This is a genomic window from Stutzerimonas decontaminans (genome assembly GCF_000661915.1).
In the GTDB taxonomy this organism is placed as follows: Bacteria; Pseudomonadota; Gammaproteobacteria; order Pseudomonadales; family Pseudomonadaceae; genus Stutzerimonas; species Stutzerimonas decontaminans.
Genome location: NZ_CP007509.1, coordinates 3823145 through 3836176 on the forward strand (window position 1 = coordinate 3823145; position 13032 = coordinate 3836176).

13 protein-coding genes are annotated in these 13032 nt (G+C 61.0%); 2 read left to right on the forward strand and 11 right to left on the reverse strand.

Annotated features, from left to right (window positions below; all coding sequences use genetic code 11):
* Window positions 1–6: 6 nt before the first annotated feature.
* The 4 genes from UIB01_RS17665 to UIB01_RS17680 form a co-directional block, all read right to left on the reverse strand.
* Window positions 7–936 (reverse strand): NAD-dependent epimerase/dehydratase family protein, encoded by a 930-nt coding sequence (locus UIB01_RS17665; RefSeq protein ID WP_038663344.1) that lies wholly within the window; start codon window positions 934–936, stop codon window positions 7–9.
* Window positions 929–1813, reverse strand: coding sequence for a sugar nucleotide-binding protein (locus tag UIB01_RS17670; RefSeq protein WP_038663346.1), 885 nt, complete (start codon window positions 1811–1813; stop codon window positions 929–931). Before UIB01_RS17670 ends, UIB01_RS17665 begins: the two co-directional genes overlap by 8 nt.
* A gap of 10 nt (window positions 1814–1823) precedes the next feature.
* Window positions 1824–2318: a single-stranded DNA-binding protein gene (locus UIB01_RS17675; protein WP_015278280.1), complete on the reverse strand. Its 495-nt coding sequence runs from the start codon at window positions 2316–2318 to the stop codon at window positions 1824–1826.
* A 168-nt stretch (window positions 2319–2486) separates the two neighbouring features.
* Window positions 2487–3854, reverse strand: a complete 1368-nt coding sequence (locus UIB01_RS17680) for an MFS transporter (RefSeq protein ID WP_038663348.1) — start codon at window positions 3852–3854, stop codon at window positions 2487–2489.
* 131 nt (window positions 3855–3985) lie between these two features.
* Between UIB01_RS17680 and uvrA the strand changes: the two genes are divergently transcribed.
* Both uvrA and UIB01_RS17690 read left to right on the forward strand, forming a co-directional pair.
* Window positions 3986–6829, forward strand: a complete 2844-nt coding sequence (gene uvrA / locus UIB01_RS17685) for an excinuclease ABC subunit UvrA (RefSeq protein ID WP_038663351.1) — start codon at window positions 3986–3988, stop codon at window positions 6827–6829.
* A gap of 98 nt (window positions 6830–6927) precedes the next feature.
* Window positions 6928–8193: a M14 family zinc carboxypeptidase gene (locus tag UIB01_RS17690; RefSeq protein WP_038663353.1), complete on the forward strand. Its 1266-nt coding sequence runs from the start codon at window positions 6928–6930 to the stop codon at window positions 8191–8193.
* A gap of 67 nt (window positions 8194–8260) precedes the next feature.
* Here UIB01_RS17690 and UIB01_RS17695 read toward each other — a convergent pair whose 3' ends face one another.
* The 7 genes from UIB01_RS17695 to rpmJ form a co-directional block, all read right to left on the reverse strand.
* Entirely contained in the window at window positions 8261–9721 is a 1461-nt protein-coding gene (locus UIB01_RS17695; protein WP_038663355.1) for a catalase, read from the reverse strand.
* A 180-nt stretch (window positions 9722–9901) separates the two neighbouring features.
* The gene (gene rplQ / locus UIB01_RS17700; protein ID WP_003304056.1) at window positions 9902–10288 is read right to left on the reverse strand and encodes a 50S ribosomal protein L17; all 387 of its coding nucleotides are present in this window, start codon (window positions 10286–10288) and stop codon (window positions 9902–9904) included.
* A 45-nt stretch (window positions 10289–10333) separates the two neighbouring features.
* On the reverse strand, window positions 10334–11335 hold the full coding sequence (locus tag UIB01_RS17705; RefSeq protein WP_014821626.1) for a DNA-directed RNA polymerase subunit alpha: 1002 nt from the start codon (window positions 11333–11335) through the stop codon (window positions 10334–10336).
* Between the two features lie 22 nt (window positions 11336–11357).
* Entirely contained in the window at window positions 11358–11978 is a 621-nt protein-coding gene (rpsD, locus tag UIB01_RS17710; RefSeq protein ID WP_003293044.1) for a 30S ribosomal protein S4, read from the reverse strand.
* 17 nt (window positions 11979–11995) lie between these two features.
* Window positions 11996–12385, reverse strand: coding sequence for a 30S ribosomal protein S11 (rpsK, locus tag UIB01_RS17715; protein ID WP_003281811.1), 390 nt, complete (start codon window positions 12383–12385; stop codon window positions 11996–11998).
* A gap of 30 nt (window positions 12386–12415) precedes the next feature.
* The gene (gene rpsM / locus UIB01_RS17720; RefSeq protein WP_003289190.1) at window positions 12416–12772 is read right to left on the reverse strand and encodes a 30S ribosomal protein S13; all 357 of its coding nucleotides are present in this window, start codon (window positions 12770–12772) and stop codon (window positions 12416–12418) included.
* Between the two features lie 129 nt (window positions 12773–12901).
* The gene (rpmJ, locus tag UIB01_RS17725; RefSeq protein WP_003281814.1) at window positions 12902–13018 is read right to left on the reverse strand and encodes a 50S ribosomal protein L36; all 117 of its coding nucleotides are present in this window, start codon (window positions 13016–13018) and stop codon (window positions 12902–12904) included.
* Window positions 13019–13032 lie beyond the last annotated feature (14 nt).

The following is a 13032-nucleotide window of genomic DNA, read 5'->3' on the forward strand; positions in this document are numbered from 1 at the left end:
ATCCGCTTACAGACCCAACAACTTGGCCAATCCTTCACGCATGCAGGTTGGCGGTTCTGGCAGGCGATAGCGCTGCACCAGCCGGGCATTATTCGCCCGCGAATGCCGAATGTCCCCCGGCCGCGCCGCCTGATAGCTCACCTCGGGCAGCCCACCCAAAACATCACTGATCGCGGCTAACAGCTGATTCAGCGATGTAGCCTGGTTCAGCCCGACATTCACCGCGCCTTCCATCACTTCGGGCGCCTCCAGCGCCTGCATCAGCACTTCGACCAGGTCAGCCACGTAGAGGAAGTCTCGCGTCTGCTCACCATCGCCGAATACTGCTATCGGCAAACCCTTCTGCGCCCGCTCGGTGAAGATGCTGATCACGCCGGAATACGGTGACGACGGATCCTGCCGCGGCCCGAAGATATTGAAGAAACGGAAGACCACCGGCTCGAGGCCATGCTGGCGGCGGTAGAAATCTAGGTAATGCTCGCTGGCCAGCTTGTCCGCAGCATAAGGCGTCAGCGGCGCCTTCGGCGTGTCTTCGTCGATGGCCTGGCCTTCGCCATTGTTGCCATAGACCGCCGCGCTCGAGGCGAACAGCACACGCTTCACACCCGCCTTGCGCATCGCCTCGCACAGGTTCAGCGTGCCGATCAGGTTGCTCTGGTGAGTACCGAACGGATCGTCCACCGACGCCTGCACCGACGCTACCGCGGCTAGGTGGACCACCGCCCGACATCCCTGCACCGCACGACGCACGCAACCGGCATCAGCCACGTCACCGACGATCAGCTCAACGCGCGGGTCTTGCGGCAGGTTCTCGCGCTTGCCTGTAGAAAGGTTATCAAGCACACGAACGGCGTAGCCGCGCGCCAGCAGCGCATCTACGAGGTTCGAACCAATGAACCCGGCGCCGCCGGTGACCAGAATCGGGGCATCAGCCATGACGGTAATAGCGCTCCAGCAGGCTCGGCAGCCCCGTGCGCCAGGCGCGCGGCTTGATGCCGAAAGTGGTGAAAATCTTCTTGCAGGCAAGCACGCCGTGCTGCGGCTCGGCAGCGGCATCCGAGCAGTCGGCGTGTGCCACCGCCGTCAGGTTGGCGGTCGTCACATCACGGTACTTGCCGGCCTCGCCGAGCAGCGCTTGTGCGACCAGCAAAGGGGTGGAGGCTTCATGTCCGCCGTAGTGATACGTCCCCCACAGCGGAGCCTGGCAGTCGAGCTGCTTCAACACCGCCAGGATCACCCGCGCGGCATCGTCCACTGGCGTTGGGTTCCCCCTGCGATCATCCGCGAGCAGTATCGGTTCGCTCTGCTCGAGCCGCTGCAGAACACGCCCCAATACACCGTCGCGACTGTCATCGAGCAGCCAGCCAAAGCGCAGCAGCACGTGGCGCGGACATAGCGAGCGCACGCTCTGCTCAATGCGCCAGAGCGCCCTGCCCCGCGCATCCAGCGGTGCGACTTCGTCCTTCTCGCTGTACGCCGTGGTCCGCGCACCGTCAAATACGCGGTAGCTCGATGGCTGCAACAAGACGAAATCGTGGTGCTGACAAAGCTCGGCGAGACGCTCGACTGCCCGCTCCTGCGCTGCGAGCGCCGGCTCGTTGGGCTGCCCGCTCTGGAACCAGTCGTAATAGTAGGCAAGGTTGACCACGACATCCGGACGGTTGTCATCGAGCAACTGGGTGAGACTGGCGGCATCCCAGCCCTGGGCGGGCGGGCGCGGCGCGAGAAAGCCGATATCTTCCTCGGCGCCGAGGCGGATGAGCGCCTGGCCCAGGGCATTGCCGCCGCCCAACAGCATCAGGCGCATTCGCATTCAGAACACTCTAGAAGGGGATGTCGTCGTCGAAGCTGTCGTAGTCCGGCGCCGGCTGTTGCCGTGCAGCGGGCTGCTGCGGCTGAGCCTGCTGACGCGGCGCCTGCTGCGGCTCTCGCTGCTGCGGACGAGCTTGACGCGGAGCATCATCGGAACTGCCGCCACGACCGCCGAGCAGCTGCATGCTGCCGTTCATGTCGACGACGATTTCGGTGGTGTAGCGCTTGACGCCGTCCTTCTCCCACTCACGAGTCTGCAGACGGCCTTCGATGTAGCACTGCGAGCCCTTGCGCAGGTATTCGCCGGCGATCTCGGCGACCTTGCCGAACAGTACGACGCGGTGCCACTCGGTGCGTTCCTGTAGCTGGCCGGTCTGCTTGTCCTTCCAGCTATCGGTGGTTGCCAGCGTGATGTTGGTCACCGCATTGCCATTGGGCATGTAGCGGGTTTCCGGGTCGCCGCCGACATTGCCGATCAAGATGACTTTATTCACCCCTCTGGCCATGGGTAACTCCTCTTGGAACAATGAAATTAAGTGGGCTCACCGATGGCGGTCCTGCTACCAGCGAACCCGATGACCGCGAATCTTACCTCAGCCACCCCTGACAACCAACCGACGCCCCTTCAAGTTGCGCCGGGTTCCGCACCTGCGGCTGCCGCAAGCATAGAACGGTCAAGCGACCAGACGGTCCAGCGCATCACGATCCAGCTGCTGCGTATCGACCTTGATGTAGGCCGCGGCTTCGTCAAGAACGATCAGTACATCGCTGACCCCAGCAACTTGCAGCAACTCATCACTGAGCCCGGAATTGGCCAGCGCACCGCTGGAGAGCGGCAAGCGCAGGCTGGTTACATAAGGGGGCTCGCGCATGCTGAAGGCGACCAGGAACCACAGCGCACAGAGTGCTGCGCAGCCGGCGAAGACCAACGCCAGGCCGCCCTGTTGATACAGGACGCCGCCCAGCACGCCCCCCAGGCCGGCACCAAGGAACTGGCTGGTGGAATAGACGCCCATCGCGGTGCCCTTGCCGCCGGCCGGCGCCACCTTGCTGATCAGTGACGGCAGCGATGCCTCCAGCAGATTGAACGCGACGAAGAAGCCCACCATGCCAACCACCAGCATCCACAGCCCATTGCCGAACCACCAGAAGAACAGCTCGCACGCCAGCAATGCCACAACCGCGCCGAGCAGCACGCGACGCATCTGCCGCTTCTTTTCGCCGTAGATGATGAAGGGGATCATGCCGAAGAAGCCGACCAGCAGTGCGGTCAGATAGACCCACCAATGCTCTTCCTTGGGCAACGCGCCCTGCTCTACCAGTGCCAGCGGCAGCGCGACAAAGCTGGCCATCAGGATCGCATGCAGCGCCAGGATGCTGAAATCCAGGCGCAACAGATCGGGGTGGCGCAACGTCAGGCCGAGCGCCTGCTTGGCAACACCGGATTCGCGATGGCGCACATGCGCCTGGGCCTTCGGCAGCAACGCGACGATTACGCCGCCGAGCACTGCCATCGCGGCGGTAACCCAGAACAGCCCGGAGAGGCCGAAGGCACGGGTCAGCAACGGCCCGACGATCATCGCCACCGCGAAGGAAAAACCGATGCTCACGCCTATCAGGGCCATCGCCTTGGTCCGATGCTGTTCCCGGGTCAGGTCGGAGAGCAGCGCCATCACTGCCGCGGAAATCGCGCCCGCCCCTTGCAGGATGCGCCCGGCGATGACACCCCAGATGCTGTCCGACATCGCGGCTAGTGCGGCACCGGCAGCGAAGATCAGCAGGCCGAAATAGATGATCGGCAAGCGGCCGATCCGGTCGGAGAGAATTCCGAAGGGAATTTGCAGCAGCGCCTGGGTCAAACCATAAGCACCTATCGCAAGACCGATAAGGGTTGGCGTAGCGCCTTCCAGGTCCATGCCGTAGGTTGCCAGCACGGGCAAAACCATGAACATGCCGAGCATGCGAAAAGCGAACACCAGAGCCAGCCCGGAGGCTGCACGTGTTTCGCTGGCGCTCATGCGCTCGCTGTAGGGGTCCTGCATGGAAGGTCTCGCTTGTATGAACCGGCGGCGATTCTAGCAGCCCAACCTTGTTCGGCACAGGCGCGCGGTTTTGCCGCGACTATCACCCCGGCCGTATACTTTCGGGTTTCCGCCCGCCACGCGAGGCTGTTTTGGACAAGATTCTGATTCGTGGGGCCCGCACCCACAACCTGAAGAACATCGACCTCACCCTGCCGCGCGACAAGCTGATCGTCATCACCGGCTTGTCCGGTTCTGGCAAATCATCGTTGGCATTCGACACTCTCTACGCAGAAGGCCAGCGCCGTTACGTCGAATCGCTTTCGGCGTATGCGCGCCAGTTCCTCTCGATGATGGAAAAGCCCGACGTCGACACCATCGAGGGGCTCTCCCCGGCGATCTCCATCGAGCAGAAATCGACCTCGCACAACCCGCGCTCCACCGTGGGCACCATCACCGAGATCTACGACTACTTGCGTCTGCTCTACGCGCGGGTCGGCACGCCGCGCTGTCCAGACCACGATGCTCCGCTGGAAGCGCAGACGGTCAGTCAGATGGTCGATCAGGTGCTGGCACTGCCCGAAGGCCGCAAGCTGATGCTGCTGGCGCCGGTCATCCGCGAACGCAAGGGCGAGCACCTGGCCGTGTTCGACGAATTGCGCGCCCAGGGTTTCGTGCGCGCCCGCATCAACGGGCGGCTGTACGAACTGGACGAGCTACCCAAGCTCGACAAGCAGAAGAAGCACTCGATCGATGTGGTGGTCGACCGCTTCAAGGTCCGCAGTGACCTGCAGCAACGCCTGGCCGAGTCCTTCGAGACCGCGCTGAAGCTGGCCGATGGCATCGCGCTGGTTGCTTCCATGGAAGAGGACGATGAAAGCGAAGAGATGATCTTCTCCGCGCGCTTCGCCTGCCCGATCTGCGGCCACTCGATCAGCGAGCTTGAACCCAAGCTGTTCTCCTTCAATAACCCGGCTGGCGCCTGCCCGACCTGTGACGGCCTGGGCGTGAAGCAGTTCTTCGACGCCAAGCGCCTAGTCAATGGCGAGCTGACCCTGGCCGAAGGCGCCATTCGCGGTTGGGATCGGCGCAACGTCTATTATTTCCAGATGCTCGGCTCCCTGGCGTCGCATTACGGCTTCAGTCTCGACGAGCCTTTCGACTCGCTGGCAGCCGATCACCAGAAGTCCATCCTGCGCGGCAGCGGACGCGAGAACGTCGAGTTTCGCTACCTCAACGACCGCGGCGACATCGTCAAACGCTCACACCCGTTCGAAGGCATCATTCCCAACCTGGAACGCCGCTACCGCGAGACCGAATCCAATTCGGTGCGCGAAGAACTGGCCAAGTACCTCAGCACCCAGCCCTGCCCGGACTGTCGCGGTACGCGCCTGCGTCGTGAGGCTCGCCACGTCTGGGTCGGCGACAGAACCTTGCCGGCGGTCACGGCCATGCCCATCGGCGATGCCACCGACTACTTCGGCGACCTCTCGCTTAGCGGGCGACGCGGCGAGATCGCGGACAAGATTCTCAAAGAGATCCGCGAGCGCCTGCAGTTCTTGGTAAATGTCGGCCTGGATTATCTGACCCTCGACCGCAGCGCCGACACCCTGTCCGGCGGCGAAGCCCAGCGTATCCGCCTGGCCAGCCAGATCGGCGCCGGCCTGGTCGGGGTGATGTACATCCTCGATGAGCCCTCAATCGGCCTGCACCAGCGCGACAACGAACGCCTACTGAGCACCCTTCGCCATCTGCGCGACATCGGCAATACGGTGATCGTGGTGGAGCATGACGAGGATGCGATCCGCCTTGCCGACTATGTGGTGGACATCGGGCCGGGTGCCGGCGTGCATGGTGGCCGCATCGTCGCCGAAGGCACGCCGGACGAGGTGATGGCGCATCCGGACTCGCTGACCGGCAAGTACCTCTCTGGGCGGGTCAAGATAAACTACCGACCCGAACGCACCCGCCGTGATCCGAAGAAGCTGCTCAAGCTCAAGGGCGCGCGTGGCAACAATCTGCGCAATGTCGACCTGGAAATCCCGGTGGGCCTGCTCACCTGCATCACTGGCGTGTCGGGTTCAGGTAAGTCGACGCTGATCAACAACACGCTGTTCCCGATCACCGCCACGGCGCTCAACGGGGCGACGACCCTGGAGGTGGCCCCGCACGACAGCTTCGATGGCCTTCAGCACCTGGACAAGGTGGTCGACATCGATCAGAGCCCGATCGGCCGCACCCCGCGCTCCAACCCTGCCACCTACACCGGCCTGTTCACGCCGATTCGCGAGCTGTTCGCTGGCGTGCCGGAAGCACGCTCGCGCGGCTATGGTCCGGGTCGCTTCTCTTTCAACGTCAAGGGCGGGCGCTGCGAAGCCTGCCAGGGCGATGGCGTGATCAAGGTGGAGATGCACTTCCTGCCGGATATCTACGTACCTTGCGACGTGTGCAAGGGCAAGCGCTACAACCGCGAAACGCTGGAGGTGAAGTACAAGGGCAAGAGCATCACCGAGGTGCTCGACATGACCATCGAGGAAGCCCGCGAATTCTTCGATCCGGTTCCCGCCGTTGCGCGCAAGCTGCAGACACTGATGGATGTGGGCCTTTCGTACATCAAGCTGGGGCAGAGTGCGACGACGCTGTCCGGCGGCGAGGCGCAGCGGGTCAAGCTATCCCGCGAGCTGTCCAAGCGCGATACCGGCAAGACGCTGTACATCCTCGACGAACCCACCACCGGCCTGCATTTCGCTGACATTCAGCAATTACTCGATGTATTGCATCGCCTGCGCGATCACGGCAATACAGTGGTGGTGATCGAGCACAATCTCGACGTGGTCAAGACTGCCGACTGGCTGGTCGATCTCGGCCCGGAGGGCGGATCAAAGGGTGGCCAGATCATCGCATGCGGCACGCCAGAAGAGGTGGCAGGTATGGCCCAGTCGCATACCGGCCATTTTCTCAAACCATTACTCGAGCGCGACCGCTCGGCAGGTTGATCGCCGTTTCGGCAACAAGCGCAAGCGCAGCGGGGTCCATTACGGGTCCAGCCGGGCAGTTGGGCGGAACCATCCCAGCCCGACAAGGAGAAATCCTCATGCGTATTGCGCTTGCTGCCTGCCTGCTTGGCGCCGGCCTGCTACCCGGTCTCGCCGCCGCCGCTCAACCCAATGGCCCCTGGATCACCGATGAGCAGAACGTCTCGCTGGAGGCGTTCATGAGCAACACACAACTTTACGATCAGCTCAACGCACTTTCACGGCGCTTCCCGGACGCCCTGCGACTTGAGCAGGCCGGTAGCAGCAACGAAGGCCGGCCGATTTGGTTGGCCAGGCTGGGTGCTACGAGCAAACCGGCAGTGATGATCATCACCCAACAGCACGGCAACGAACCTCACGGCACCGAAGCGGCAGTCCACCTGATACAGCGCCTCGCCTCGGGCGGCGCCCTGTCCCGCCAGGTGCTGGACAATCTGCAGGTGTTGATCATGCCGAGGGTCAACCCGGAGGGCGTCGAGCGCTTCAGTCGCGGCAATATGGACTTCAGCGCTCCGCAAACCAGTACGGACTGCCTTCGCGCCGATGGCACCCCCGATCCCGCCAAGCTAGACCAGCGCTTAGGCGCCAACGTGACCGCCTACACCAATGCCGACGGCCAACGCCGATTCAGCTACGACATCAACCGCTACCACTGGACAGACTGGAGCCAGAGCACGCAGATACGCTGCAATCCTGGCCTGGCCAGCGAACGGCACTTCAACCCGGGACAGAACCCGGTGCCCGAAGCGATAGCGGTGCGCGGCATTTATGACCGTTATCGCCCCATCTGGATGGTGGATGTGCACATCCAGAACCCAGCGGTCGTACTCGAGGAAGTAAACCCTGAAGTAAACCGCCCAGGACGCGAGGTGACTGGCTCCATCACTTGGCCAACTCACCCGGACGTCGCCCCGGAGGCGGTAGCACTATCAAAGCAACTGGCCATTGTGATGAAACAGCGCTCTCAGCAGCTTGGGTTCATGGAAATCACCAACTACTACTACGAGCACCCCAACGGAGATATCCGCCGCGGCGGCGGTGACCCAGGCATCGCCCGCAACGCCTACGGCCTGCTGGGTAGCGAGCGGCTAGCGGCCGGTGAGGAGGGCCCACTGGGTGGCAGCATTCTGATGGAGATTGGCGGGCTGAATAGCCGCGGCCAAAAGTCCGTCGGCATGCTGCGCAACAACGTTCGTGAAATGCTCGAGGCCGTGCTTGTCGCAACCGCTGACGGCAGCCTGACGACAATCGACCCGGTAGAAGCCGATCGTATCCTGCCGCCCGGACAGGAAAGCGATAAACCGCTGAGCAATCCGCACGAATAGCACCATCGAAACGAAAACGCCCGCAGCACTCACTGCGGGCGTTCTATCTACCAGCTTACCGACTCGCTTATGCCGGCACTTCCAACAGCGGAATGTCCAACGCTGCCGCAATTCCCGCACCGTAAGCCGGGTCAGCCTGGAGGCAGTGGCTAATGTGGCGAATCTTGATGTGACGATCCACTCCCTGCATCGAACGCGCAGTATTTTCGAATAGCCGCTGCTGCTCATCAGCCTTCATCAAACGGAACAGGTTACCCGGCTGTGTGAAGTAGTCAGCATCATCGGCACGATAGTCATACCGATCCGCCGCGCCCTCGAGTGCCAGCGGCGGCTCGCTGAAGTCCGGCTGCTGCTGCCACTCGCCATAGGTGTTCGGCTCGTAATGCAGCCGCCCGCCGTAATTGCCATCCACGCGCATCGCTCCGTCGCGATGGTAGCTGTGCACAGGGCAACGTGGAGCATTGACCGGAATCTGATGGTGGTTCACGCCCAGACGGTAGCGCTGGGCATCACCGTAGGAGAACAGGCGCCCCTGCAGCATCCGGTCAGGCGAGAAGCTGATACCAGGAACAACGTTAGCCGGGGTGAACGCAGCCTGCTCGACATCCTGGAAGTAGTTGTCGGGATTGCGATTGAGCTCGTAGTAGCCCACCTCGATCAATGGATAATCCCCGTGCGGCCAGACCTTGGTCAGATCGAAGGGGTGGTAAGGCACATTGGCGGCATCGCTTTCTGGCATAACCTGCACATACATCGTCCAGCGCGGGTAGTCGCCCCGCTCGATGGCTTCGAACAGATCGCGCTGAGAACTCTCGCGATCCCCTGCAACGATGGCCGCTGCCTCGGCGTCGGTGAGGTTCTTGATGCCCTGCTGGGTACGGAAGTGGAACTTAACCCAGAAGCGCTCGTTGTTCGGGCTGATGAAGCTGTAGGTGTGCGAACCGAAACCGTGCATATGACGGTAAGACGCTGGAATGCCGCGATCGCCCATGACGTAGGTGATCTGGTGCAAGGCCTCGGGCAGCCCCGTCCAGAAGTCCCAGTTGTTGTTGGCACTGCGCATGTTGGTACGCGGATCGCGCTTGACGGCGTGATTGAGGTCGGGGAATTTCAGCGGATCACGGAAGAAGAAAACCGGGGTGTTGTTACCCACCATGTCCCAGTTGCCTTGTTCCGTGTAGAACTTCAATGCATAGCCGCGAATGTCACGCTCGGCGTCGGCCGCACCGCGCTCGCCGGCAACAGTAGAGAAGCGCGCAAACAGCGGAGTGCGCTTCCCAACCTCGGAGAACAACGCAGCCTTGGTGTAGCGGGTGATGTCATGGGTGACGACAAACTCGCCAAACGCGCCGGAGCCTTTCGCGTGCATACGACGCTCCGGAATCACCTCGCGGTCGAAATGAGCGAGCTTCTCCAGAAACCAAACGTCCTGAAGCAACATTGGCCCCCGGCGCCCCGCCGTCATCGAATTCTGGTTCTCGGGCACCGGCGCACCGGCAACGGTCGTCAGCTTCGGCTTGTCAGTCATATTGCTACTCCTTGGCATTCAATGGCTCCAGCGTCTCAGTGAGCACTGGCTAGTTGAGTGCCATCATAGGAAGCAAGCGCAACGCCGACTAATGATGAAGGTCAAAGGCTTCCATAGAGGAAATCTCTCAGGCATAAAAAAACCGAGCCAAACGGCTCGGTTTTTTTAACGCAACCGATTTTACTCGGCGGCTTCGACCTCACCGGTGACCGGACGGTCAACCAGTTCGACGTAGGCCATAGGAGCGTTGTCCCCAGCGCGGAAGCCGCACTTGAGAATGCGCAGATAACCGCCCTGGCGGGTGGCGTAGCGCTTGCCCAGATCGTTGAACAGCTTGCCGACAGCAGCTTTCGAACGAGTACGATCGAAAGCCAGACGACGGTTGGCGACGCTGTCCTCTTTGGCCAGGGTGATCAGCGGCTCGGCAACGCGACGCAGTTCCTTGGCCTTGGGCAGGGTGGTCTTGATCAGTTCGTGCTCGAACAGTGACACCGCCATGTTCTGGAACATGGCCTTGCGGTGGGCGCTGGTGCGGCTCAGGTGACGGCCACTTTTACGATGACGCATGATTGAAATTCCTTACCAAACGTTCAGTTCGGTTACTGGGGGCGATCAGGCAGTGGCCTTATCGTCCTTCTTGAGACTTGCCGGCGGCCAGTTATCCAGACGCATACCGAGGGACAAACCACGCGAAGCCAGAACATCCTTGATTTCAGTCAGGGATTTCTTGCCCAGATTCGGCGTTTTCAACAGCTCTACTTCGGTGCGTTGAATCAGATCACCAATGTAGTAGATGTTTTCCGCTTTCAGGCAGTTGGCCGAACGTACGGTCAGCTCCAGGTCATCAACCGGACGCAACAGGATCGGATCGATCTCGTCTTCCTGCTCGATAACTACTGGCTCGCTGTCTCCCTTCAGGTCGACGAACGCAGCCAGCTGCTGTTGCAGGATGGTCGCTGCACGACGGATCGCCTCTTCGGGATCCAGAGTACCGTTGGTTTCCAGGTCAATGACCAGTTTGTCCAGGTTGGTGCGCTGCTCGACACGAGCATTCTCGACCACATAAGCCACACGACGAACCGGACTGAAGGTGGCGTCGAGCTGCAGACGACCGATGCTACGGCTTTCGTCCTCATCGCTCTGACGCGCATCAGCAGGCTCGTAACCACGGCCGCGAGCGACCTTGAGCTTCATGTTGAGCGAGCCGTTGGCCGCCAGATTGGCGATCAGGTGATCGCCATTGACGATTTCGACATCGTGATCCAGCTGGATATCGGCAGCGGTAACAGCGCCCGCGCCCTTCTTCACCAGGCTCAAGGTCACTTCATCACGGCCGTGCAGCTTGATGGCGATACCTTTGAGGTTGAGCAGGATTTCGATGACATCTTCCTGCACGCCCTCGATGGCGCTGTACTCGTGGAGCACACCGTCGATCTCAGCCTCGACCACAGCGCAGCCGGGCATGGAGGACAACAGGATACGACGCAGCGCGTTGCCCAGGGTGTGGCCAAAACCACGCTCGAGGGGCTCGAGAGTGATCTTGGCACGGGTCGGACTGACCACCTGCACATCGATATGGCGGGGGGTCAGGAACTCATTTACCGAACTCTGCATGGATACACCTATTTTCTAGCCCTTACTTGGAGTAGAGCTCGACAATCAGGTTTTCGTTGATGTCGGCGGACAGATCGCTGCGAGCCGGAACATTTTTGAAAACACCGGATTTCTTGTCGGCATCTACTTCGACCCATTCAACGCGACCGCGCTGAGCGCACAGTTCGAGGGCCTGGGCGATACGCAGCTGGTTACGGCACTTCTCACGAACAGCCACGACGTCACCGGCCTTGACCTGGTAAGACGGGATGTTCACGGTCTGACCGTTGACGCTGATTGACTTGTGCGAGACCAGCTGACGCGATTCGGCACGAGTAGAGCCGAAGCCCATGCGGTACACGACGTTGTCCAGACGGCACTCGAGCAGCTGCAGCAGGTTCTCACCGGTAGCGCCCTTACGGCTGGCTGCTTCCTTGTAGTAACCGCTGAACTGACGCTCCAGCACACCGTAGATGCGACGTACTTTCTGCTTTTCACGCAGCTGGGTGCCGTAGTCGGACAGACGTCCGCGACGTTGACCGTGAACACCCGGAGGGGTTTCGATATTGCACTTCGATTCGAGCGCGCGCGCACCACTCTTCAGGAAGAGATCGGTGCCTTCACGACGAGACAGTTTGCACTTGGGACCAATATAACGAGCCATTCTTCACTGTCTCCTGATTACACGCGACGCTTCTTCGGCGGACGGCACCCGTTATGCGGGATAGGCGTCACGTCGGTGATGCTGGCGATTTTATAACCACATGCGTTCAAAGCACGCACAGCGGACTCACGACCCGGACCTGGGCCCTTGACGTTAACGTCGAGGTTCTTCAGGCCATACTCCAGAGCAGCCTGACCTGCACGCTCTGCAGCGATCTGGGCAGCGAACGGAGTGCTCTTACGCGAGCCGCGGAAACCGGAACCACCGGAGGTAGCCCAGGACAACGCATTGCCCTGACGATCGGTGATGGTCACGATAGTGTTGTTGAAAGACGCGTGGATGTGGGCGATCCCATCAACCACTGTCTTTTTGACTTTTTTACGAGGACGAGCAGCAGGTTTTGCCATGACTAAATTCCTGTCGATTCGCTAACGCGATTACTTGCGGATCGGCTTGCGCGGGCCCTTACGGGTACGTGCGTTGGTCTTGGTACGCTGACCGCGAACCGGTAGACCACGACGATGACGCAGGCCGCGATAGCAACCCAGGTCCATCAAGCGCTTGATTTTCATGTTGACTTCGCGACGCAGGTCGCCCTCAACGATGAACTTGCCGACTTCGCCACGCAGCAGTTCGACCTGCTCGTCGGAAAGATCCTTGATCTTTGCTGCCGGATTCACACCGGTAGCGGCACAGATTTCCTGCGCACGGGTGCGACCAACACCGTAGATGTAGGTCAGCGAGATAACAGTGTGCTTGTTATCCGGAATGTTGACGCCTGCAATACGGGCCATTCAGTGAAACTCCAATTGACAGCTACCTACGCCCCGGAAGCCAAGAAAAGGGCGCGAGATATTAACGCTGTAATAACAAATATTCAACCCGGCAGCGCACTAGCTGCCGGGTTATAACGCCTTACACAATCAGCCTTGGCGCTGCTTGTGACGCGGTTCTGCGCTGCAGATCACGCGCACGACACCGTCGCGACGGATGATCTTGCAGTTACGGCACAGCTTCTTAACCGATGCACGAACTTTCATCACCAACTCCTAGA

Excerpts from the sequence above, each read along its gene's own strand:
- UIB01_RS17665 (WP_038663344.1), bottom strand. The coding sequence starts at position 936 with ATGGCTGATGCCCCGATTCTGGTCACCGGCGGCGCCGGGTTCATTGGT.
- UIB01_RS17670 (WP_038663346.1), bottom strand. The coding sequence starts at position 1,813 with ATGCGAATGCGCCTGATGCTGTTGGGCGGCGGCAATGCCCTGGGCCAG.
- UIB01_RS17675 (WP_015278280.1), bottom strand. The coding sequence starts at position 2,318 with ATGGCCAGAGGGGTGAATAAAGTCATCTTGATCGGCAATGTCGGCGGC.
- UIB01_RS17680 (WP_038663348.1), bottom strand. The coding sequence starts at position 3,854 with ATGCAGGACCCCTACAGCGAGCGCATGAGCGCCAGCGAAACACGTGCA.
- UIB01_RS17690 (WP_038663353.1), top strand. The coding sequence starts at position 6,928 with ATGCGTATTGCGCTTGCTGCCTGCCTGCTTGGCGCCGGCCTGCTACCC.
- UIB01_RS17695 (WP_038663355.1), bottom strand. The coding sequence starts at position 9,721 with ATGACTGACAAGCCGAAGCTGACGACCGTTGCCGGTGCGCCGGTGCCC.
- rplQ (WP_003304056.1), bottom strand. The coding sequence starts at position 10,288 with ATGCGTCATCGTAAAAGTGGCCGTCACCTGAGCCGCACCAGCGCCCAC.
- UIB01_RS17705 (WP_014821626.1), bottom strand. The coding sequence starts at position 11,335 with ATGCAGAGTTCGGTAAATGAGTTCCTGACCCCCCGCCATATCGATGTG.
- rpsD (WP_003293044.1), bottom strand. The coding sequence starts at position 11,978 with ATGGCTCGTTATATTGGTCCCAAGTGCAAACTGTCTCGTCGTGAAGGC.
- rpsK (WP_003281811.1), bottom strand. The coding sequence starts at position 12,385 with ATGGCAAAACCTGCTGCTCGTCCTCGTAAAAAAGTCAAAAAGACAGTG.
- rpsM (WP_003289190.1), bottom strand. The coding sequence starts at position 12,772 with ATGGCCCGTATTGCAGGCGTCAACATTCCGGATAACAAGCACACTGTT.
- rpmJ (WP_003281814.1), bottom strand. The coding sequence starts at position 13,018 with ATGAAAGTTCGTGCATCGGTTAAGAAGCTGTGCCGTAACTGCAAGATC.